This window comes from Mycobacterium gastri (assembly GCF_002102175.1).
Lineage (GTDB): Bacteria > Actinomycetota > Actinomycetes > Mycobacteriales > Mycobacteriaceae > Mycobacterium > Mycobacterium gastri.
This window is the reverse complement of the sequence record NZ_LQOX01000056.1, coordinates 30,501-52,799: the sequence shown is the minus strand read 5'-3', so window position 1 is coordinate 52,799 and position 22,299 is coordinate 30,501. Positions and strand designations below refer to the sequence as shown.

Here is a 22,299-nt window from a genome sequence, read left to right as displayed (position 1 = left end):
GTTACGACGACGGTGGCGGCGCGGGGTACACCGTCAGTTCCCCGGCCGACACGGACTTCCCGGTGGAAATCTCCCATGGCAACCCCGGCGCCCAGCGCTCGAATGACAACAAGGTCGTCTCGTCGGCATCGGCGTAGTCGACGTACTCCATTTCACCGCCTGCGGGCAGCCCGGTGGTACCTTCCGTGGTGTAGCCGGCCCGGCCGCGCTCGGCCTCGTGAAACGTCACGCCGTCGACCACGTGTACGCTGCCGGGCTGCAGCTGCAGATCCTTGCGGGTCATCCACATCGCCATTTCGAGCCGGCCGTCGTCCTCCTCGACGCTGAACCACACCGGCTGATCGCCACCTTCCAGCAGGTGCTCCCACCACACGAACGGACCCTCACGGTAGGTGACCGAGCCGCGCACCACGTAGTCGATGCCGCTGTAGCTGACGATCGCGCCCGGGCCCAGCTGCCGGGGCCCGAATTGCTCCATCGCGCCGGCGTACAGCGGATCGCGGCGCCCGCTTGGCTTGGCCGGCGTCTTCGGCCGCTTGACCGCGAAGATCAGCACGACGATGGAGGCTATGAACAGCGCCGCGGCGAGCACGATCAGCAGAGTTGCCACGCATAGCCTTTCGTACCGGTAGCGAGGTGCGCCTTAAGTTAACAGCATTCGGCGACGCTGGGAGCCGTAACGAAATTCGACCCGACGAAGCTGCCGTCGGGTGCGTGTCCTACCCCCGGATGTCGTACCCGCCCGCTACGCTATCGAACAGCTGTTCGGAGCCTGGTAAGGGGGCAATGCGGTGCGGGTGATGGGTGTCGATCCCGGGTTGACGCGGTGCGGTCTGTCGCTGGTGGAAAGCGGACGGGGCCGGGACCTCGTCGCGCTCGATGTCGACGTGGTGCGCACCCCCTCGGATACGGTGCTGTCGAAGCGGTTGCTGGCCATCAACGACGCCGTCGAGCACTGGCTGGACACGCACCGCCCGGACGTACTGGCCATCGAGCGGGTGTTCTCCCAGCTGAACGTGACCACGGTGATGGGCACCGCCCAGGCCGGTGGCGTCATCGCCCTGGCGGCGGCCAAACGCGACATCGACGTACACTTCCATACCCCCAGCGAGGTCAAGGCCGCGGTCACCGGCAACGGTTCCGCCGACAAGGCCCAGGTCACTGCCATGGTCACCAGAATCCTTGCGCTGCAAGCCAAACCGACACCGGCCGATGCTGCCGACGCGTTGGCGCTGGCGATCTGCCATTGCTGGCGGGCGCCGATGATCGCCCGGATCGCGCGGGCCGAGGCGCTGGCGGCCCAGCAGCGGCACGCCTATCTGGCCAAGCTGAAGGCCGCGCGATGATCGCCGCGGTCCGCGGTGAGGTACTGGAGGTGGCCCTCGATCACGTGGTGATCGAAGCGGCAGGTGTCGGTTACCGGGTGAACGCGACGCCGTCGACGCTGGCGACGTTGCGGCCGGGGACCGAGGCGCGCCTGGTCACGGCGATGATCGTGCGTGAGGACTCCATGACGCTATATGGCTTCGGCGACCGGGAAGCCCGTGACCTGTTCCTGACGTTGTTGTCGGTCTCCGGTGTCGGGCCGCGGCTGGCGATGGCGACGCTGGCCGTACACGACGCCGCGGCGCTGCGCCGGGCGCTGGCCGACGGCGATGTCGCGGCGTTGACGCGGGTGCCCGGCATCGGCAAACGCGGCGCCGAACGGATGGTGCTGGAGTTGCGCGACAAAGTGGGTTCGGCGGGGACGGCCACTCCAGCGGTCAACGGCCACACGGTGCGCACTCCAGTGGTGGAGGCCCTCGTCGGGCTCGGCTTTGCCGCCAAGCAGGCCGAGGAGGCCACCGACAAGGTGCTGGCCGGCGAGCCCGACGCGTCGACGTCGGGCGCCTTGCGGGCCGCCCTGGCGCTACTGGGCAAGACCCGATGAGCGACGAACCATCCGACCGCGACGTATCGCCGGCGCTGGCCGTGGGTGAGGGCGATATCGACGGCAGCCTGCGGCCCCGCTCGTTGCGCGAGTTCATCGGCCAGCCCCGGGTGCGCGAACAGCTTCAGCTGGTCATCGAGGGAGCCCGGAACCGCGGCGGCACACCGGATCACATTCTGCTGTCCGGGCCGCCGGGGCTGGGTAAGACGTCGCTGGCGATGATCATCGCCGGCGAGCTCGGGTCGTCGCTTCGGGTGACGTCGGGACCAGCCCTGGAACGCGCGGGCGACCTGGCCGCAATGCTGTCCAACCTGGTCGAGCATGACGTGCTGTTCATCGACGAGATCCACCGCATCGCCCGGCCCGCCGAGGAAATGCTGTATCTGGCCATGGAGGACTTCCGGGTCGACGTGGTGGTCGGCAAGGGTCCCGGCGCGACGTCGATCCCGCTGGAGATCGCACCGTTCACCCTGGTCGGTGCCACCACCAGGTCCGGGGCGCTGACCGGCCCGCTGCGCGACCGGTTCGGCTTCACCGCGCACATGGACTTCTACGAGCCGCACGAGCTGGAGCGGGTGCTGGCCCGCTCGGCCGGAATCCTGGGTATCGAACTGGGCGTCGAGGCCGGGGCGGAGATCGCCCTGCGCTCCAGGGGAACACCGCGGATCGCCAACCGGCTACTGCGGCGCGTCCGCGACTTCGCCGAGGTCCGCGCCGACGGCGTGATCACCCGCGACGTCGCCAAATCCGCGCTGGAGGTCTACGACGTCGACGAGCTGGGCCTGGACCGGCTGGACCGCGCGGTGCTGTCCGCGCTGACCCGCAGCTTCAGCGGCGGCCCGGTCGGGGTTTCCACGCTGGCTGTGGCGGTAGGGGAGGAGGCCGCCACGGTGGAGGAGGTGTGCGAGCCATTCCTGGTGCGCGCCGGGATGATCGCCCGCACGCCGCGCGGGCGCGTGGCCACCGCGCTGGCCTGGACTCACTTGGGCATGACCCCGCCGGCCGGGGTCAGCGGGCTGGGCCAACCGGGGCTGTTCGACTAAGCGAATCGCTAGGGCGATCCGTTGGTTCCGTTGGCGCCGCCAAGGATGCCGCCGGTGCCGCCGGTGCCGCCGGTGCCACCGTTGACGCCGTTGCCGCCGTTACCGCCGAAACCGTACAGCGTTGGGGTGAAGGCACCGTTGTCGACGAGGCCGACCCGGCCGCCATTGCCGCCGTTGGCAGGACCGCCTGTACCCTGGCCGGCGTTGCCGCCGTTGCCGCCGAAGTTGATGGCGAGGAAGCCGCCGGCGTCGCCACCGGCACCGCCATTGCCGCCGGTGCCCGTGACACTGTCACCGCCAAATCCGCCGACACCGCCGACGCTCAGGCCGGTGAACGCCACGCCCTGGCCGGCCTGGCCGCCGGCGCCGCCGGTAATCAGGCCGAACCCACCCTGGCCGCCGCCGCCGCCGATGCCCGCACCGACGAGCGCGGCCGCCTCGCCGCCCTGGCCGCCGGCGCCACCGACGTTGCCGGCACCACCGAGGCCGCCGAAGCCGCCGACACTCACCCCGACGAGTGTGCCCGCCACGCCGCCGATACCGCCCGCGCCGCCCTTCGAGATGCCGTAGCCGCCGAGGCCGCCGGCACCGGCCTGGCCGTAGCCGAAGACGGCGCCGCCGGCGCCGCCGGCGCCCCCGTCACCGCCGACACCGGTGGCGCCGGTGGCGGCGCCCCCGGCGCCACCGTTGCCGCCCAGGCCGAAGAAACGACCCCCGCCGACACCGCCGGCGCCGCCGTCACCGCCGACACCGGTGGCGCCGGTGGCGGTGCCCCCGGCGCCACCGTCACCGCCGATGCCGAACAGCAGACCCTGTCCCTGGCCGCCGCTGCCGCCGTTGCCGCCGGTCAATCCCGTCCCGCCGGCGCCGCCGTCACCGCCGGCAGTACCGAGGGACAAGAATGAGCCGGCGGCTCCGCCGGCTCAGCCGGCTCCGCCGGTACCCGAGGGAGCGGCGCCGCCGGCGCCGCCATGGCCGCCCCAGCCCAACAATGGCGCATTTCCGCCGGCCCCGCCGGCCCCACCCGTCCCGCCAACAGTGGCGGTCGCGCCGCCGGCGCCGCCGGCGCCGCCGTTACCGATCAGCCAACCGCCGGTGCCGCCGGCCCCACCGGCGGCACCGGCCCCGCCGGCCCCACCGCTGCCGCCGTTGCCGATCAGGCCCGTAGAGCCGCCCGCACCGCCGGGCTGTCCGGCGGTCGTCTGGGAAAAACCGTTTCCGCCGTTGCCGTACAAAATGCCACCGGCCCCGCCGTTGGGACTTGTCGACGTCCCGTCCGCGCCGTTGCCGATGAACGGCCGCCCGAACAACGTCTGGGCGGGCGCGTTGATGGCGCCCAACAGGCTCTGCTCCAACGTCTGCAGCGGCGTGACATTAGCCGCCTCGGCGCCCGCATATGCCCCACTGGCCGCGTTCAAGGTTTGGACAAAACTCTGGTGAAGCTGCGCGGCCTTGGCGCTCACCGACTGATACTGCGCGGCGTAGCCGTTGAACAGCGCCGTAATCGCCTGCGACACCTCATCGCCACCGGCCGCCAGCACCGCTGTCGTTGACGATGCTGCCGCGGCGTTTGCCGCACCGAGCGACGAACCGATGTTGGCCGCATCCTGCGCTGCCGCTGTCAGAAACTCCGGAACTGCGAACACAAACGACATCGAACCCCTCCCGAACCCGGTTACGTGACATACGCCACAGCTGTAAGCAATGCCGAAGGTAATTGTCGACACTTTGGCAACCGTTGTCAGCGGTTTCTACAGATAGGGCAGTCATCCCGCGACCGGGCGTTACATCGCCAGACCGTCCGGGTACCCAAGCCGGTACCTAACGAGGAGGCTGCCATGAAGCACACAGAAGACCGCCCCGCGACGTTGCGGATGCCGCGCTCCCGCGGCGTGGTGACCGGATTGCTCCTAGTGATTCTGGGCGCCTGGGGTGCGCTGATTCCGTTCATCGGTCCTAGATTCGATTTCGCCTACACCCCGGGCCAGGCGTGGACCCCTGCTCGGGGCTGGCTCGAGGTGTTGCCGGGTGTCGCCGCGGCGGTCGGGGGTCTGCTGCTGATCATTTCCGGCAATCGCGCCATCGCGATGCTCGGTGGCTGGCTGGCCGCCCTCGCCGGCGCATGGTTCGTGGTCGGCACCCAGTTCGCCCCCCTGTTGCGGATCGGATCGGTGGGGGATCCGGTCGCCGTGACGGATCGCAAGCGCGCCGTGCTGGAGCTCGCCTACTTCTCCGGCCTGGGGGTGCTCGTCGTCTTCCTGGCCGGCGCGGTTCTGTCTCGCCTGGCGGTCCGGCTGGCCCGCGATGTCCGGCCGGTGCCGGCCGCGCCGCCGGCCGAACAACCGGCCGCCGCGGCGGACGTACCCGCGGCCGGATTGTCGCCGCAACCGTATTCGGACGCCACGTATTCCGATGCCCTCACCCTGCCGCGGGCACAAAATATGCCGGCGGCCAGCAGCGACGCCGGAAGCACCGAGCACCGCAGCCGGTTCCTGCGCCGCCACCGTGCCAGCGTGTAAGCCAGCGGGTAAGGCCCGCGCGGGTTACTCGAGCCGCGTACTCAGAGCAGTCCGAGCAAGCGCAGATCACTGAGGTACTTCGCGATGATCTCCGGCGAGATGTGCGGAATATCCTTGTCCGGGCCCACTTTCGCGTCCTGCACGGCCGCCCGGAACCGGTCGGTCGGCGCCATCGACCCGTTGAGCGGCGCCGAAGGCTTCTGGTAGTTGTGCAGCAACGGCAGTAGCGAAGCCTGACGCTGCTTTTCGGGCAGGCCGCGCAACGCGGTCTCGAACCGCCGCAGCCAGTCGCCGTAGTCGTCAACGCGGTGGATGGCACATCCGGCCCCATTAGTCGGGGAGCCGAGCCAGTCGACGAACTGGTCCATCCCGATGCTGTCGTCGTAGGGGTTCATCACGTGGTAGGTCTGGAAACCGTCCCCGTCCCGGGCGCCCAACGTCGCGATCGCCTCGGCGATGAACTCCACCGGCAAGCCGTCGTAGTGGGCACGCTGCCGGTTGCCGTCGGCGTCCAGCTCGTAGAACGAACCGGGTGCAATGCCGGTCGCCACCAGGCTCAGCATCATCCGCGTGAACATGTCCGGCACGTTGAGCTGACCCGCCCACGTGGTGTCGGCCAGGATCATGTCGCAGCGGAACACCGCGACCGGCAGCCCGCACAGATCGTGGGCCTCGCGCAAAAGCACCTCGCCGGCCCACTTGCTGTTGCCGTAGCCGTTGGCGTAGCTGTCGTTGATCTGCCGACTCGCGCTGATTCGCCGGATGTCGGCGTCCTCGGTGAACTTGCCCGGCTCGATCTGATCGCCCACCCCGATCGTCGACACGTAGGTGTAGGGCTTGATCTTCGAGGTGAGCGCCAACCGAATCAGTTCGGCGGTGCCCAGCGCGTTGGGTCCGAACAGCTCGCTGTAGGGCAGCACGTGGTTGACCAAAGCGGCCGGGTCGACGATCAGGTCGACCGTGTCGGCCAGCCGCTGCCAGGTCGCCGGGTCCAGACCGAGGTCGGCCTCGCCCTTGTCGCCGGCGATGACCTCCAAGTGGTCGGCCGCCAGCCGCCGGTAGTGCGCCAGCAGCTCGGGGTCTCCGCTGTCGAATGTCTTGTCCAGGCGTGCCCGGGCATCGTCATCCGACTTCGCCCGCACCAGGGCGATCACCTTGCCGTCGACCAGGTCCATGCGCTCCAGCCAGTCCAGCGCCAGATAGCGGCCCAAAAAGCCGGTCGCGCCGGTCAACAGGACGGTGCGCACCTCGGCGCTCGGGCGCGGCAGCGCCGGCGCGGCTGCCAGGGTCGATGAGTCGATGAACTTGTCCAGGGTGAGGTCACTCGCGTACACCTCTAGCGCGTCCCGGCCGTGAATCACGGCGAACGTGGGCCGCTTGCTACCCTGCCGCTCGCCCTCGATGTAGTCGGCGATGGCCCGCAGGTCGTTGGCGGGGCTCACGATCACACCCACCGGCACGTCGAGGTCGAAGATCTCGCGCAGCAGGTTGCCGAATGTCAACGCCGACAACGAGTCTCCACCCAAGTCGGTGAAGTGCGCGTCGGGTGACAGGTCGGATTCATCGGCAGGGAGAGCTGCGCCCAGCAGGGCCGCCGCGGCCCGTCTCACCGTTTCCAGCACCGGCGCATCGGCACCGCTGCGCCGCAGCTCGCTCAACTCGATGGCCTGGCTTGCGGCCAGCTCGGTGTAAAGCTGTTCCAGCCGCTCGCCGTAATGCTGCTTGAGCTTCGGCCACGCCAGCTTGCGGATACCGGTGAGCAGACCGTTCTCCAGCGTGAATGGTGTTGTCTCGATGATGAAGTCGCGCGGCACCTCGTAGGACTGCAGGCCCGCCTCTTTCGCCACGGTCTGCAGCGAGTCGGCGATCAGCGGCTTCAAGGCCGCTATGTCAGTGCTCGCCAACGCTTCTTCGGTGGGGACCACGACGGCCAACAGGTAGGGATGCGCGCTGTTGCCGTAGACGTAGATCTGCCGGACCAGCGGGCTGTTGCCGAACACCGCCTCCAGCTTGGCGACGGTCACGAACTCCCCCTGGGCGAGCTTCAACACGTTGTTGCGGCGGTCGACGTACGCCAGCCGGTCAGGGGCGACCTCGGCTACGACGTCTCCGGTCCGGTAGTAGCCGTCCGCGTCGAACACGCCGGCCGTAACCTCCGGCCGCTTGTAATAGCCCGGGAACATGTTCTCTGTCTTGAGTAGCAACTCGCCCCGCGGATACGGCTGGTCGGTGCTGAAGTACCCCAGATCGGGAACGTCGACCAGCTTGTAGTCGATCACCGGCGGGCGCTGAACTTCGCCGTCGAACAAGACCATCCCGGCCTCGGTGGAGCCGTAACCGTCGAGCAGTGGGATCTCCAGCAGGGCTTGCACCCAGTTCCGCAGCTCCGCGGAGATGGGCGCCGAGCCCGTCATCGCGAAGATGTAGCGCCCACCCAGCAGGTCCTGGCGCTGCTCGGCCATGACCTGGGCTGCGACGGCCGCGCGGGCGGCGGGGTCACCGGGATCAATCGAGCGCCGGTCGACCGCGCGCTGGTATTCGCCGTACAAGGTCTCCCAGATCCGCGGCACGAAGTTCAACTCGGTGGGCCGTACCAGCCGAAGGTCCTCCAGCAGCGTCGACAGGTCGCTCTCGGCCGCGAAGTATGCGGTGCCGCCGTTGCCGAGGGTGCCGTAGAGCACTCCGCGTCCCATGATGTGGCTCATCGGCATGAAGTTGAGCGTGATCGACGCCGCGGTGGGCCCGAACCAGTTCTTGCTCGACCGGCGCCACATCTTGCCGACGTTGCTCTGTCGATACATCGCACCCTTGGGTGCGCCGGTGCTGCCGGAGGTGTAGATCAGCAGTGCCAGCGAGTCGTTGTCGCCCGACGCCGCGGGCGGCTCGACAACCGACGCCACCGGCAGCGTTGCGCCGCGGTCCAGGACATCGTTGAGGGTCTGGGCAACCACCGTGGTGTCCGCCAACCGATTGCGGGCCGTGTCGAGCGCCTCGCGCTGGTCGTCGACCTCGGGGTGGTAGTCGAACACCACCAGCTTGGCCGGCAGATGGCCGCTCAACAGCACGTCTACGGCATCGGACAGCTGACTCACGCTGGCCGCCATCACGGTGGGCTCGGTCTCGGCCACGATCGGCTGCAGCTGGGTGACCGCCGCACTGGTCTGCAGCGGCACCGACACAGCCCCGATCATGGCCAGCGCCACGTCGATGGTGGTGTAGTCGAGGCTGTTGAAGCCCAGCACGCAGACCCGGTCGCCAGCGTGCACCGAGTCGTGGGTTAGGGCGCGCGCCAGCGCATCGACCCGGTCCCCGAACTGACGGTAGGTGATGGTGTCGAAACGGGGCAGCAGCCGCAACGAGGTGCGGCCGGTCCGGGCGTCGGTGAGGTACTCGACGGCGCGCTGCCCGAGCGCCGGCCGGTCGGCGTAGCCCTGCAGCGCGGTCTGGATGATCTCCGGCAGGCCCAGGCCGGGCTTTTCCAGGGCGGCGGCGATTGCCGGGTCCGGCTTGGCGGCGGCGAACTGTGCGTCGTCGTGGATCAGGGTTTCGATGCGGTGTTCGAGGCGCTCGTCACGAGTAGTAGTCGACATGACAGTTCCTTGCGGTCACTGAGGCGAAAGATTGGTCGCGCCACGCTGCGCTGAGCAACTAGAACGTTAGTGAAACTAACGGTATTCCACAATGTTCGACGCCGGGCCGCGATGTGAGATGGCGCACGTCGGTGGGTGATGTTACCGGCGCGCTTCGTCGGGACCGAGGCTGTCGAGCAGCCGCTGCTGCTGGACGCCGAACTGATCGCGCGATGAGCTCCTGGTCAGAGGTCGCCCAGGATCGCGCACATGACGTCGAGGCCTTCGGCCAGTAGCTCGTCGGTGATGGTCAGCGGCGGCAGCAGCCGGATGATGTTGCCGAACATGCCGCAGGTCAACACGATCACCCCGGCGCGGTGGGCTGCGGCGGCCAGTTTCTCGGTCAGCTCGGCGTCGGGTTCGGCGGTTCCGGACTTCACCAGTTCGACGGCGATCATGGCGCCGCGGCCGCGCACGTCGCCGACCCGGTCGTCGGCCGCCTGCAGCCGCAACAACCGGTCCATGATCAGCTGCTCGATCTGCCGGGCCCGGTCCACCAGGCCCTCGCGTTCAATAGTTTCGATGGTGGCCAGCGCGGCTGCACACGCGACCGGGTTGCCGCCGAAGGTGCCGCCCACACCGCTGGCGTGCGGTGCATCCATGATCTCGGCCCGACCGGTCACCGCGGACAACGGCAGTCCGTCGGCGATGCCCTTGGCGGTGACGATCAGGTCCGGCTCCAGGCCGTGGGATCCCTCGTGCTCGCAGGCGAACATCGCGCCGGTGCGGGCGAAGCCGGTTTGCACCTCGTCGGCGATGAAGACCACGTCGTTGGCGCGGCACCAGTCCAGCAACGCGGGCAGGAACCCGTCGGCGGGAACGATGAAACCGCCCTCGCCCTGGATGGGCTCGATGATGACGGCGGCCAAGTTGCTGGCGCCCACCTGCTTGTCGATGACGCTGATGGTCCGGGCGGCGGCCAGTTCACCGTCGGTGGCCAACTCCTTGTCGAGCAGTCCGTCGCGGTAGGGATAGGACAGCGGTGCCCGGTAGATCTCCGGAGCGAACGGGCCGAAGCCGCTCTTGTAGGGCATGGACTTGGCGGTCAGCGCCATCGTCATGTTGGTGCGGCCGTGATAGGCGTGGTCGAACGCGACCACCGCGGGCTTATGGGTGTAGGCGCGGGCGATCTTGATGGCGTTCTCGACTGCCTCGGCGCCGGAGTTGAACAGCGCCGACCGCTTCTCGCCGGAGCCAGGGGTGATCCGATTGAGTTGTTCGGCGACGGCGACGTACTGCTCGTAGGGCGTCACCATGAAGCAGGTGTGGGTGAACTCGGCCACCTGCTCGCGAACCGCGTTCACGACGTGGGGAGCAGAATTGCCGATCGTGGTGACCGCGATCCCCGAACCCAGGTCGATGAGCCGGTTGCCGTCGGCGTCCTCGAGGATTCCCCCGCCGGCGCGGACGACGAACACCGGCAGCATGACCCCTACGCCACTGGACACCGCCGCGACCCGCCGTTTGTCCAGTTCCAGCGACGCGGGACCCGGGATTTCGGTGACCAGGTGGCGTGTCTGCTCGAGGCTGGCCACGCATCCTCCTCTCCCCGCGGCGCGGCGGTCACGTCGCGGGTAAAGCCTATCGGTTCGCCACGGCGGTGCGGCCCTGCCGGGCGTGACCAGGTGCCGGTCCATTCCCGACCTGCGGGAATGGCAGACTGGACGGTTACGAGGCGCGTGAGCATCCCTGTGGTGTTCGGCGCCGCCCTCGAAATGTCGAGGGATACCGCATACGAAAGACAGGCGTGTTGATGGAGAGTTTGGTCTTATTCCTGCCGTTCCTGCTCATCATGGGCGGGTTCATGTATTTCGCGTCGCGCCGTCAGCGGCGCGCCATGCAAGCCACCATCGACCTGCACGAGTCGCTGGAGCCGGGGGACCGGGTGCACACCACGTCGGGGATGGAAGCCACCGTCGTGGGCATCACCGACGACACCGTCGACCTCGAGATCGCCCCCGGCGTGGTGACCAGGTGGATGAAGCTGGCAATCCGCGACCGGATCCTGCCGGACACCGACGAATACACCGACGAGGAACTGGACGAAGACACCGACGAGGACCTGGACGAGGAACCGGCCCAACCGGACGACGACGAGCAGGTACCGGCCGGCGACGAGAGCCGAGCGACCAAGGAGTCCTGAGGATTCCCGGCCGGACTGCTGACCAGACCGACAAGCCCGGTTGCGCGACGTGCCCCGTAGCGCCACGTAGGCTCTGTTGGGGGTAAGAACCGACTTTCAAGGAGACATACGGAACGTGGCATCGTCTTCGGCGCCGGTGCATCCTGCCCGCTACCTGTCCGTGTTCCTGGTGCTACTCATCGGCGTTTATCTGCTGGTGTTCCTCACCGGCGACAAGAAGGCCGCCCCGAAACTGGGTATCGACCTACAGGGCGGCACCCGCGTCACGTTGACCGCGCGTACACCCGACGGCTCGGCGCCGAGTCGACAGGCCTTGAACCAGGCGCAGCAGATCATCAGCGCCCGGGTCAATGGTCTTGGCGTGTCGGGCTCCGAGGTCGTCGTGGACGGCGACAACCTGGTCATCACGGTCCCCGGAAACGACGGCAACGAGGCCCGCAACCTCGGCCAGACCGCCCGGCTCTATATCCGCCCGGTGCTCAACTCAATGCCGGCGCAGCCCGCTCAGGAAGAGCCCAAGCCCCAGCCGCCGGCGGGAACCCCGCCACCCGGCCAGCCTGGGGCGCCGGCCGCGCCGCCATCGGGGGCCCCAGCCGCGCCGCCGTCGGGCGCCCCGGCGCAACCGCGGCCCTACCCACAGGAGCCGCCGCCGTCACCGGCTCCCGCCCCCAGTCCGAGCGGCAGCCCCGCTCCGCCGAGCGCCGGCGAGGCGCCGCCCGCCGACCTGCCGCCTGGTGAGCAGCCGGCACCCCCGGATCCGCGCCAGGATCTGGCCGAGCGCATCGCGCAGGAGAAGAAGTGGCGGCAGAGCACCAGCCCCTACATCCAGATGGTCGCCCTGCAATTCGAGGCCACCCGCTGCGACAAAGAGGACATCCTGGCGGGCAATGATGACCCCAAGCTGCCGCTGGTGACCTGCTCGACCGACCACAAGACCGCTTATCTGCTGGAGCCGTCGATCATCAGCGGCGACCAGATTCAAGACGCCACCTTCGGGATGGACCAGCGAGGCGTCGGCTACGTCGTCGATCTGCAATTCAAGAGTGGGGCGGCCGACGAGTGGGCCCGCTACACCGCGGCCCACCTGGGCAAACAGACCGCCTTCACCCTGGACTCGCAGGTCGTCAGCGCGCCGCAGATTCTTGAACCGATACCCGGCGGCCGCACCCAGATCAGCGGGGGAGACCCGCCGTTCACCGCGACAACCGCGCGCCAGCTCGCCAACGTCCTGAAATACGGGTCGCTGCCGCTGTCCTTCGAATCCTCGGAGGCCCAAACGGTTTCGGCGACACTGGGTTTGACGTCGCTGCGAGCGGGCCTGATCGCCGGCGGGATAGGTCTGGCGTTGGTGCTGGTCTATTCGCTGCTGTACTACCGGGTGCTGGGCCTGTTGACGGCGCTGTCGCTGGTGGCCTCGGGCGCAATGGTTTTCGCGATCCTGGTGCTGCTCGGCCGCTATATCAATTACACCCTCGACCTGGCGGGTATCGCGGGTCTGATCATCGGTATCGGTACCACCGCCGACTCGTTCGTGGTGTTCTTCGAACGCATCAAAGACGAGATCCGCGAAGGCCGTTCGTTCCGATCGGCGGTGCCGCGCGGTTGGGCCCGGGCCCGCAAGACGATCGTGTCGGGCAATGCGGTCACCTTCCTGGCCGCTGCCGTGCTGTACTTCCTGGCGATCGGACAGGTGAAGGGATTCGCATTCACCCTGGGTCTCACCACGATCCTGGACCTGGTGGTGGTGTTCCTGGTCACCTGGCCGCTGGTGTACCTGGCCTCCAAGTCTTCGACGCTGGCCAAGCCGGCATACAACGGACTGGGAGCGGTGCAGCAGGTCGCGCGCGAGCGCCGGGCTCAAGCGGGTGCCGCCAAGACGGGACGGGGATAACGCGATGGCGTCCAAGACCAAGACCAAGACCGACACCGGCGACGCGGCCCACGGTGCGGTAGAGCTCAGCGGCTTGGACCCCGACCGGGCCACCGGCGGAGTGCAGCACAGCTTCTTGTCCCGGCTCTACACCGGTACGGGTGCGTTCGAGGTGGTGGGACGCCGCAAGCTCTGGTACGGCGTCAGCGGCGCGATTGTCGCGATCGCCGTGCTGAGCATCATCGTGCGCGGGTTCACTTTCGGGATCGATTTCAAGGGCGGCACGACGGTCTCGTTCCCCCGCGGCGACGTGAAAGTGACCCAGGTCGAAGAAGTGTTCCACAAGGCCCTGGGCAGCGATCCCGAATCGGTGGTGACCGTCGGCAAGGGAGCCTCGGCGACGGTGCAGATCCGCTCCAAGACCTTGTCCAATGCCCAGACGGAACAGCTGCGCAACGCCCTGTTCGACGCGTTCCACCCCCAAGGCGCCGACGGCAAACCCAGCAAGAAGGCCATCAGCGATGCGGCGGTATCGGAGACCTGGGGTGGCCAGATCACCAAGAAGGCGGTGATAGCCCTGGTGGTGTTTCTGGTGCTGGTCGCCATCTACATCACCGTGCGCTACGAGCGGTACATGACCATCTCCGCCATTGCGGCCATGGTCTTCGACCTGACCGTCACCGCCGGCGTCTATGCCTTGGTGGGCTTCGAAGTCACCCCGGCGACCGTCATCGGGCTGCTGACGATTCTCGGGTTCTCGATCTATGACACCGTCATCGTCTTCGACAAGGTCGAAGAAAACACCCACGGCTTCCAGCACACCACCCGGCGCACCTTCGCCGAGCAGGCCAATCTGGCGATCAACCAGACCTTCATGCGCTCGATCAACACCAGCCTGATCTCCGTGCTGCCGGTGGTGGCGCTGATGGTGGTGGCGGTGTGGCTGCTGGGCGTCGGCACGCTGAAGGACCTGGCACTGGTACAGCTGATCGGCATCATCGTCGGCACCTACTCGTCGATCTTCTTCGCAACGCCGCTGCTGGTCACCTTGCGGGAACGCACCGACCTGGTACGCACCCATACGCGCCGGGTGCTCAAACGCCGCAATACCGCCTCGCCGGCGGTTGCCGAGCAAGGCGAGGACACCGCCGCCGAGCAGACGGAATCCGCCGCTGTCGAGGCGTCACCGCAGGCATCCGGCCGTCCACAGCAGGCGGATAGCAAGCCGGCGGCATCGACCAAGCCGGCACCGGGTGCCCGGCCGGTGCGGCCCGCCGGCACCAAGCAACGTCCGACCGGCAAGCGAAACGCCGGTCGGCGGTAGGAGTCATGGCCACCTGGCGCCGCCGCGGCGGAGGCAATTTCGGCCAGTGGTCCGGATTGCGGAAAGCCTTGCGCGGCAACGCGGTCGGGATGATCGTTGGCGCCGCTGCGACGGTCGCGGCGGCCGCCACGCTGACCGCCTGTTCGGGTAGTGCCGCCGCTCAGATCGATTACGTCGTCGACGGGGCGCTGCCGACCTACAACACCAATACCGTCATCGGCGCTGCCTCGGCCGGAGCGCAGGCGTTTGCCCGGGTGCTCACCGGCTTCGGCTATCACGGGCCCGACGGTCAGGTGGTCGCCGACCACGACTTCGGCACCGTCTCGGTGGTGGGCGGCTCGCCGCTGGTGCTCGACTATCAGATCGCCGACAACGCCGTCTATTCCGACGGTAAGCCGGTCACCTGCGACGACCTGGTATTGAGCTGGGCCGCCCAATCCGGGCGCTTTCCCGGTTTCGATGCTGCTACGCAGGCCGGCTACATCGACATCGCCAATATCGAGTGCGCGCCGGGGCAAAAGAAGGCCCGGGTGTCGTTCATCCCGGATCGCGGAGTCGTCGACTACACCCAGCTGTTCGGCGCGACGTCGCTGATGCCGTCGCACGTGATCGCCGAGCAGCTCAACGTCGATGTCACTGCGGCGCTGCTCACCAACAAGGTGGCTGTGGTGGAACAGATTGCGCGACTGTGGAATACGACGTGGGACCTCAAGCGCGGCCTCAAACCCGACGAGATTTCGAAGCACTTCCCGTCATCGGGCCCGTACAAGATCGAATCCGTCCTCGACGGCGGCGCCGTGGTGCTTGTCACCAATGACCGTTGGTGGGGCGCCAAGGCGATCACCAAGCGGGTCACCGTCTGGCCGCAGGGAGCCGATATTCAGGATCGGGTCAACAACCGCAACGTCGACGTGGTGGACGTGGCGGCCGGCTCGTCAGGGGCACTGGCCACTCCGGACAACTATCAGCGCATCGATTCGCCGTCCGACGGGATAGAACAGCTGATCTTCGCGCCGCGGGGGGCGCTGGCCGACGTCCGCGCCCGCCGCGCCGTCGCGCTGTGTACGCCGCGCGACGCGATCGCCCGGGACGCCGGGGTTGCGATCGCCAACTCACGGCTGTCCCCGGCCACCGAGGATGCCGTCGCCGAGGCCGACGGCGCGGCCGAGGCCAGTCAGTTCATCAAGGGTGACCCCGCCGCTGCGCGCGACGCGCTGGGGGGCGCACCACTGTCGGTGCGGATCGGTTACCGCGGGCCCAATGCGCGGTTGGCGGCCATCGTCGGGGCCATCGCCAAGTCCTGCGCGCCGGCCGCGATCACCGTTGCCGATGTGACGTTGGACACATCGGGTCCACAGGCCATGCGGGACGGGAAGATCGATGTGCTGCTGGCCAGCACGGGTGGGGCAACCGGCAGCGGGTCCACCGGATCGTCGGCGATGGACGCCTATGACCTGCACAGCGGCAACGGAAACAACCTGTCGGGCTACGCCAATCCCCAGATCGACAACATCATCGGGGCGCTGGCGGTTTCCGCCGACCCCGCCGAGCGTGTCAGGTTGCTCGCCGAGGCGGCGCCGGTACTCTGGGCTGAAATGCCGACGTTGCCACTGTGTCGGCAGCAGCGCACGCTGTTGATGTCGAAAAAGATGTATGCCGTGAGCAGAAATCCGACCCGCTGGGGTGCGGGCTGGAACATGGACCGATGGGCGCTAATGCAATGAGGCTGCAGTGATGACTGTCAGGGGGGGCGCTCCCGTCGCCGACGTGATCGCGTCGCTGACCCGTGATGTCGCCGATTTTCCGACGCCCGGAATCCAGTTCAAGGACCTCACCGCGCTGTTCGCGGACCGCGAGGCGATGAGCGCGGTGATCAACGCGCTGGCTGATGTCGCCTCGGGTGCGGATTTGGTCGCCGGCATCGAATCGCGTGGTTCTGTGGTCGCGGCGGCCCTCGCCGCGCGGCTGGGCACCGGCGTGCTGTCGATCCGCAAAAGCGGCAAGCTGCCGCCGCCGGTGCTCACCGAGGAGTACGACCGGGAATACGGCGCGGCCAGCATGGAGATTCCCGCCGACAGCCTGGAGTTGCGGGGCCGCAACGTCGTGCTCATCGACGACGTGCTGGCCACCGGCGGAACCCTCAGCGCGGCAACACGGTTGCTGGAGCGCACCGGTGCCATGGTGACCGGGGTGGCCGTGGTCGTCGAACTCACGGCGCTGGGTGGGCGTGCGGCGATTGCGCCGTTGCCGGTGCACAGCTTGAGCCAGGTCTAGCGTCACACTCAAGCGTAAGCGGGGCCCGGTCACGCGGATCGGCGCCTGAGCGGCCCGAGGACAGGCCCTGTACCACGATTCAGGAGGATTCAGGAGATATCCTCAAGGTCGGAGGTGACGACTGTGGCGGATGACCAAAACGCAACGCAAGCTGTTGCGTCGCCGCTCGAAGCCCCGCCGGTCGTCGAAACGCCCGAGCCGTCGCCGGTCGAGACCCTCAAGACCAGCAGCAGCGCTTCTCGTCGGGTCCGGGCCCGGCTGGCACGGCGGATGACCGCTCGCAGCGGCGCCGTCAACCCGGTGCTCGAGCCGCTGGTGGCGGTGCACCGGGAGATCTACCCCAAGGCCGACCTGTCGATGTTGCAGCGGGCCTACGAGGTCGCCGACCAACGACATGCCGGCCAGTTCCGGCACTCCGGAGATCCCTACATCACCCACCCGCTGGCGGTCGCCAACATTCTCGCCGAGCTGGGCATGGACACCACCACCCTGGTGGCCGCACTGCTGCATGACACCGTCGAAGACACCGGTTACACCCTCGAAGCACTGTCCGAGGATTTCGGCGAAGAGGTGGGCCACCTCGTCGACGGGGTGACCAAACTGGACCGCGTCGTGCTCGGCAGCGCCGCCGAAGGCGAGACCATCCGCAAGATGATCATCGCGATGGCGCGCGATCCGCGGGTCCTGGTGATCAAGGTGGCCGACCGGCTGCACAACATGCGCACCATGCGCTTCCTGCCGCCGGAGAAGCAGGCCCGCAAGGCCCGCGAAACGTTGGAAGTCATTGCGCCCCTAGCGCATCGGCTGGGTATGGCCAGCGTCAAGTGGGAATTGGAAGACCTGTCGTTCGCGATCCTGCATCCCAAGAAATACGAGGAGATCGTGCGGCTGGTCGCCGGCCGCGCCCCGTCGCGAGACACCTACCTGGCCAAGGTCCGCACCGAGATCGTCAATACCCTTAACGCGTCGAAGATCAAGGCGACCGTGGAGGGCCGGCCCAAGCATTACTGGTCGATCTATCAGAAGATGATCGTCAAGGGCCGCGACTTCGACGACATCCATGACCTGGTCGGCATCCGCATCCTGTGCGACGAGATCCGCGACTGTTATGCCGCTGTGGGCGTGGTGCATTCGCTGTGGCAGCCGATGGCGGGACGGTTCAAGGACTACATCGCCCAGCCCAGATACGGGGTGTACCAGTCGCTGCACACCACCGTCGTCGGGCCCGAGGGCAAGCCGCTTGAGGTGCAGATCCGCACCCGCGACATGCACCGCACCGCCGAGTACGGTATTGCCGCGCACTGGCGCTACAAGGAAGCCAAGGGCCGCAACGGCGTTCCGCATCCGCACGCCGCTGCCGAGATCGACGACATGGCCTGGATGCGCCAACTGCTCGACTGGCAGCGAGAGGCCGCCGATCCGGGTGAGTTCCTGGAGTCGTTGCGTTATGACCTTGCGGTACAAGAGATTTTCGTGTTCACCCCGAAGGGGGACGTGATCACCTTGCCGAACGGGTCGACGCCGGTGGACTTCGCGTACGCGGTGCACACCGAGGTCGGTCACCGCTGCATCGGCGCCCGGGTCAACGGGCGGCTGGTGGCGCTGGAACGCAAGCTCGAAAACGGCGAAGTCGTCGAGGTTTTCACGTCCAAGGCTCCCAACGCCGGGCCGTCGCGGGACTGGCAGCAGTTCGTGGTGTCCCCGCGCGCCAAGACGAAGATCCGCCAGTGGTTCGCCAAGGAGCGCCGCGAGGAGGCCCTGGAGACCGGCAAGGACGCGATGGCGCGCGAGGTGCGCCGGGGCGGACTTCCGTTGCAGCGCTTGGTCAATGGCGAATCCATGGCGGCCGTGGCCCGCGAACTGCACTACGCCGACGTGTCCGCGCTCTACACCGCGATCGGCGAGGGGCATGTGTCTGCCCGGCATGTCGTGCAGCGGCTGCTGGCCGAGCTCGGCGGTATCGACCAGGCCGAAGAGGAGCTTGCCGAGCGGTCCACCCCGACCACGATGCCGCGCCGCCAGCGCAGCAGCGACGACGTCGGGGTGTCGGTGCCCGGCGCCCCGGGTGTGCTGACCAAGCTGGCCAAGTGCTGCACCCCGGTGCCGGGCGACCAGATCATGGGTTTCGTCACCCGCGGCGGCGGCGTCAGCGTGCACCGCACCGACTGCACCAATGCCACCTCGTTGCAGCAGCAGGCCGAGCGCATCATCGAAGTGCTCTGGGCACCCTCACCGACGTCGGTGTTCCTGGTCGCCATCCAGGTCGAGGCGCTCGACCGGCACCGGCTGCTGTCGGACATCACCCGGGTGCTCGCCGACGAGAAGGTGAACATCCTGTCCGCGTCGGTCACGACTTCGGGCGACCGGGTGGCTATTAGCCGGTTCACCTTCGAGATGGGTGATCCCAAGCATCTCGGCCACCTGCTCAACGTCGTCCGCAATGTCGAAGGCGTCTACGACGTGTACCGGGTGACTTCCGCTGCTTAGAAGCTGCTTAGAAGCTGCTTAGAAGCGTCCAGGACCCACGCAGTTCGGGTGCCGAGTCTGCGCTCACGGCGCCGAACCTGCGTCTACTGCGCTAGGTCGTGCAAAGATCAAGCGCTCAGCGCAGTCTCGGCAAGCGCCTGTTCGAGCCGGCCCGACGGGGGGCCGCTCCGAGTTCCGGTTATCGCTAGTCGAGCAGCAACGACTTGATGACGACGTCGAGGGCGGGCGGGCCGTCCTCACCGCCGCCAGCAACACCGGCCTCGGCGATCTTGTCCAAGGTGGCCAGTCCGTCGGCCTGGATGGTGCCGAAAACGGTGTACTCGGGTGGCAGCGCCGAGTCGCGATAGACCATGAAGAATTGGCTGCTGTTGGTGTCGGGTCCGGCGTTGGCCATGGCCAGGGTGCCCCGCGGATAGATGACCGGCTCCTTGAGCTTGGGGTCGTTCGGCGGGTACTGGTTGGTCGGATATTCGTTGGCGAACTGGTAGCCCGGCCCCCCGGTGCCGTCACCCTTCGGATCACCACACTGCAGCACCGACAGCGACGGCGACGTGGTCAGCCGATGGCATTTGGTGTCTTTGAAGAAACCCTGCTGGGCCAGGCTGGCGAAGCTGTTGACCGTGCACGGTGACTCGTTGTTGGCCAGCATCAGGCCGACCTTGCCTTGGCTGGTCATCATGCTGGCGCTGATTTGAGCCGGCTCGGTGGGTACCTTGCCGGTGCGCGGCGGCTTGGCCTCTTTGGCGGCCTTGTCGGGCGACGGCGGGTACTGGCAGTTGGCGCCCAGATTGGCTGGCGCCTTGAACGCCGGCATCGGCACGGCATTGCCAAGCTGCGCCGGCGGCAGACCGGTCGCCGAAGGCGAGCCGGACGCGGAGCTGCTGGGGCTGGCTGACGTGGTCCCCTTGTGGTCGTCCTTGTTGACGAAGACGACGTACACCACCACGGCGACCACGGCTACCGCTACGACGGAAGCCCCGACGATCGTGGCGATGCGGCGCCGCTTGGCCTGCTTGGCACGGCGTTCCAGCTGGCGTTCGAGTTTGCGCTTGGCGGTGGCACGTCGCTGCTGATTGGTCGGCACGGCCGATATCTTTCCATGACGCCGGGAATGGGAGACTGGTGACCGTGTTGATCACCGGATTTCCCGCCGGGGTGCTGGCATGCAACTGCTATGTGCTGGCCGAGCGGCCCGGAACCGACGCCGTCATCGTGGACCCGGGGCAGCGTGCGCTGGGTCCACTGCGTCGCATCCTGGACAAGAACAGGCTGACCCCCGCCGCGGTGTTGATCACCCATGGGCACATCGACCACATGTGGTCCGCCCAGAAGGTCTCCGACACCTTCGGCTGCCCCACCTACATCCATCCCGAGGACCGGTTCATGCTGACCGACCCGATCTATGGCCTGGGGCCGCGGATGGCGCAGCTGGTTGCCGGGGCGTTCTTCCGGGAGCCCAGACAAGTCGTCGAACTGGACCGTGACGGCGACAAGATCGACCTCGGCAATGTTTCCGTGAACGTCGACCACACCCCCGGGCACACCCGCGGATCGGTGTGCTTCCGGGTGCTGCAGGCCGGCAAGGACGACCGGGACGTCGTGTTCACCGGCGACACGCTGTTCGAGCGCTCGATCGGCCGGTCCGACCTGTTCGGTGGCAGCGGCCGCGACCTGCTGCGCTCCATCGTCGACAAGCTCCTGGTGCTCGACGACAAGACGGTAGTCCTGCCCGGCCACGGCAACGCCACCACGATCGGCGCCGAGCGGCGCTTCAACCCATTCCTCGAAGGCCTGAGCCCGTGATCGAATTCTCGGCCCCCAAGGGCGTACCCGATTACTTCCCGCCGGACTCGGCGCAGTTCGTCGCGGTGCGCGACGGCCTGCTCACTGCCGCCCGCCGGGCCGGTTACTGCTATATCGAGCTGCCGATCTTCGAGGACACGGCGCTGTTTGCCCGTGGGGTGGGTGAGTCCACCGACGTGGTGACCAAGGAAATGTACACCTTCGCCGACCGTGGCGACCGGTCGGTGACGCTGCGGCCGGAAGGCACCGCCGGGGTGGTGCGGGCGGTGATCGAACACGGCCTGGACCGCGGCGCGTTGCCGGTGAAGCTGTGTTACGCCGGGCCGTTTTTCCGCTACGAGCGGCCTCAGGCCGGCCGGTATCGGCAGTTGCAGCAGGTCGGCGTGGAGGCCATCGGCGTCGACGACCCGGCGCTGGACGCCGAGGTGATCGCCGTGGCCGACGCCGGCTTCCGGTCGCTGGGCCTGCAGGGGTTCCGGCTGGAAATCACCTCGCTGGGCGATGAGACCTGCCGGCCGCAGTACCGGGAACTGTTGCAGGAGTTCCTGCTCGGGCTCGACCTCGACGAGGAAACCCGGCGCCGCGCGCAGCTGAACCCGTTGCGGGTGCTCGACGACAAACGCCCGGCGGTGCGGGCGTTGACGGCCGAGGCGCCGGTGCTGCTCGATCATCTGTCCGGTACCGCCAAGCAGCACTTCGACACCGTGCTGTCGCATCTGGACGCCCTCGGGGTGCCCTATGTGATCAATGCGCGCATGGTGCGCGGGCTGGATTACTACACCAAGACGACGTTCGAGTTCGTCCACGACGGGTTGGGCGCGCAATCCGGTATCGGCGGCGGCGGCCGCTACGACGGCCTGATGCGCCAGCTCGGCGGGCAGGACCTGTCGGGTATCGGGTTCGGCTTAGGGGTCGACCGGACGCTGCTGGCCCTGCGTGCCGAAGCCAAGAGCGTAGGCGAGACGACCCGGTGCGACGTGTTCGGCGTGCCGCTCACCGAGCAGGCCAAGCTGAAACTGGCAGTGCTGGCCGCGCAGTTGCGTGCCTCCGGGGTGCGCGTCGATCTGGCCTACGGCGACCGCGGGCTCAAAGGCGCGATGCGTGCGGCCGACCGGTCCGGTGCGCGGATTGCGCTGGTCGTCGGCGATCGTGACATCGAGGCGGCCACGGTGGGGGTGAAGGATCTCGCGACGGGAAACCAGGTCTCGGTGGCCCTGGATTCGGTTGTCGCCGAGGTGATTTCACGATTGGCCCGGTAAGTCTTGGGCGTCCTTCAG

Annotated in this window: 16 protein-coding genes and 1 pseudogene; 12 read left to right on the top strand and 5 right to left on the bottom strand. The window is 67.9% G+C overall.

The window, feature by feature from the left end:
* Window position 1: 1 nt before the first annotated feature.
* The gene (locus AWC07_RS04955) at window positions 2-610 is read right to left on the bottom strand and encodes a DUF4178 domain-containing protein (protein ID WP_036418408.1); all 609 of its coding nucleotides are present in this window, start codon (window positions 608-610) and stop codon (window positions 2-4) included.
* Window positions 611-791: 181 nt separating this feature from the next.
* On the opposite strand from AWC07_RS04955, the gene ruvC reads away from it, so the two are divergent.
* Genes ruvC through ruvB form a run of 3 tightly spaced genes read left to right on the top strand, consistent with a single transcriptional unit; the run spans window position 792 to window position 2,973 of the window.
* Window positions 792-1,346 carry a crossover junction endodeoxyribonuclease RuvC gene (gene ruvC, locus AWC07_RS04950; RefSeq protein ID WP_036418409.1) on the top strand — a complete coding sequence of 185 codons (555 nt, stop codon included), beginning with the start codon at window positions 792-794 and terminating at the stop codon, window positions 1,344-1,346.
* Complete coding sequence (gene ruvA, locus AWC07_RS04945; protein ID WP_036418411.1) at window positions 1,343-1,930, top strand: Holliday junction branch migration protein RuvA; 588 nt, start codon at window positions 1,343-1,345, stop codon at window positions 1,928-1,930. The genes ruvC and ruvA overlap by 4 nt, the downstream gene beginning before the upstream one ends.
* On the top strand, window positions 1,927-2,973 hold the full coding sequence (gene ruvB / locus AWC07_RS04940; protein ID WP_036418413.1) for a Holliday junction branch migration DNA helicase RuvB: 1,047 nt from the start codon (window positions 1,927-1,929) through the stop codon (window positions 2,971-2,973). The genes ruvA and ruvB overlap by 4 nt, the downstream gene beginning before the upstream one ends.
* Window positions 2,974-2,981: 8 nt before the next feature.
* Here the strand turns inward: ruvB and AWC07_RS27980 are convergent.
* Window positions 2,982-4,628: pseudogene (locus AWC07_RS27980) on the bottom strand (PE family protein).
* 183 nt (window positions 4,629-4,811) lie between these two features.
* Here AWC07_RS27980 and AWC07_RS04930 point away from each other — a divergent pair.
* On the top strand, window positions 4,812-5,492 hold the full coding sequence (locus tag AWC07_RS04930; RefSeq protein ID WP_051508134.1) for a hypothetical protein: 681 nt from the start codon (window positions 4,812-4,814) through the stop codon (window positions 5,490-5,492).
* 41 nt (window positions 5,493-5,533) lie between these two features.
* Here AWC07_RS04930 and car read toward each other — a convergent pair whose 3' ends face one another.
* On the bottom strand, window positions 5,534-9,082 hold the full coding sequence (gene car / locus AWC07_RS04925; RefSeq protein WP_085104977.1) for a carboxylic acid reductase: 3,549 nt from the start codon (window positions 9,080-9,082) through the stop codon (window positions 5,534-5,536).
* A gap of 224 nt (window positions 9,083-9,306) precedes the next feature.
* Entirely contained in the window at window positions 9,307-10,656 is a 1,350-nt protein-coding gene (gabT, locus tag AWC07_RS04920; RefSeq protein ID WP_036419040.1) for a 4-aminobutyrate--2-oxoglutarate transaminase, read from the bottom strand.
* Window positions 10,657-10,874: 218 nt separating this feature from the next.
* Between gabT and yajC the strand changes: the two genes are divergently transcribed.
* The 6 genes from yajC to AWC07_RS04890 all read left to right on the top strand — a co-directional run bounded on the left by yajC (window position 10,875) and on the right by AWC07_RS04890 (window position 19,219).
* Window positions 10,875-11,264 (top strand): preprotein translocase subunit YajC, encoded by a 390-nt coding sequence (gene yajC / locus AWC07_RS04915; RefSeq protein ID WP_084293756.1) that lies wholly within the window; start codon window positions 10,875-10,877, stop codon window positions 11,262-11,264.
* A 115-nt stretch (window positions 11,265-11,379) separates the two neighbouring features.
* Complete coding sequence (gene secD / locus AWC07_RS04910; protein ID WP_036419042.1) at window positions 11,380-13,155, top strand: protein translocase subunit SecD; 1,776 nt, start codon at window positions 11,380-11,382, stop codon at window positions 13,153-13,155.
* A 4-nt stretch (window positions 13,156-13,159) separates the two neighbouring features.
* Entirely contained in the window at window positions 13,160-14,458 is a 1,299-nt protein-coding gene (gene secF, locus AWC07_RS04905; protein WP_036419045.1) for a protein translocase subunit SecF, read from the top strand.
* Window positions 14,459-14,547: 89 nt separating this feature from the next.
* Window positions 14,548-16,182, top strand: a complete 1,635-nt coding sequence (locus tag AWC07_RS04900; protein WP_208622362.1) for an ABC transporter substrate-binding protein — start codon at window positions 14,548-14,550, stop codon at window positions 16,180-16,182.
* 10 nt (window positions 16,183-16,192) lie between these two features.
* Complete coding sequence (locus AWC07_RS04895) at window positions 16,193-16,732, top strand: adenine phosphoribosyltransferase (RefSeq protein WP_036419051.1); 540 nt, start codon at window positions 16,193-16,195, stop codon at window positions 16,730-16,732.
* A 123-nt stretch (window positions 16,733-16,855) separates the two neighbouring features.
* Window positions 16,856-19,219 (top strand): RelA/SpoT family protein, encoded by a 2,364-nt coding sequence (locus AWC07_RS04890; RefSeq protein ID WP_036419084.1) that lies wholly within the window; start codon window positions 16,856-16,858, stop codon window positions 19,217-19,219.
* Window positions 19,220-19,403: 184 nt separating this feature from the next.
* Here AWC07_RS04890 and AWC07_RS04885 read toward each other — a convergent pair whose 3' ends face one another.
* Window positions 19,404-20,303, bottom strand: a complete 900-nt coding sequence (locus tag AWC07_RS04885) for a peptidylprolyl isomerase (protein WP_036419052.1) — start codon at window positions 20,301-20,303, stop codon at window positions 19,404-19,406.
* Window positions 20,304-20,347: 44 nt separating this feature from the next.
* Here AWC07_RS04885 and AWC07_RS04880 point away from each other — a divergent pair, with 44 nt between their 5' ends.
* Complete coding sequence (locus tag AWC07_RS04880) at window positions 20,348-21,022, top strand: MBL fold metallo-hydrolase (protein WP_036419088.1); 675 nt, start codon at window positions 20,348-20,350, stop codon at window positions 21,020-21,022.
* Complete coding sequence (hisS, locus tag AWC07_RS04875) at window positions 21,019-22,281, top strand: histidine--tRNA ligase (RefSeq protein ID WP_036419055.1); 1,263 nt, start codon at window positions 21,019-21,021, stop codon at window positions 22,279-22,281. The genes AWC07_RS04880 and hisS overlap by 4 nt, the downstream gene beginning before the upstream one ends.
* The last annotated feature ends 18 nt before the right edge of the window (window positions 22,282-22,299 follow it).

Coding starts and splice junctions, on each gene's coding strand:
- ruvB (WP_036418413.1), top strand. CDS start 1,927: ATGAGCGACGAACCATCCGACCGCGACGTATCGCCGGCGCTGGCCGTG.
- AWC07_RS04930 (WP_051508134.1), top strand. CDS start 4,812: ATGAAGCACACAGAAGACCGCCCCGCGACGTTGCGGATGCCGCGCTCC.
- car (WP_085104977.1), bottom strand. CDS start 9,082: ATGTCGACTACTACTCGTGACGAGCGCCTCGAACACCGCATCGAAACC.
- AWC07_RS04895 (WP_036419051.1), top strand. CDS start 16,193: ATGACTGTCAGGGGGGGCGCTCCCGTCGCCGACGTGATCGCGTCGCTG.
- ruvA (WP_036418411.1), top strand. CDS start 1,343: ATGATCGCCGCGGTCCGCGGTGAGGTACTGGAGGTGGCCCTCGATCAC.
- secF (WP_036419045.1), top strand. CDS start 13,160: ATGGCGTCCAAGACCAAGACCAAGACCGACACCGGCGACGCGGCCCAC.
- yajC (WP_084293756.1), top strand. CDS start 10,875: ATGGAGAGTTTGGTCTTATTCCTGCCGTTCCTGCTCATCATGGGCGGG.
- AWC07_RS04900 (WP_208622362.1), top strand. CDS start 14,548: ATGATCGTTGGCGCCGCTGCGACGGTCGCGGCGGCCGCCACGCTGACC.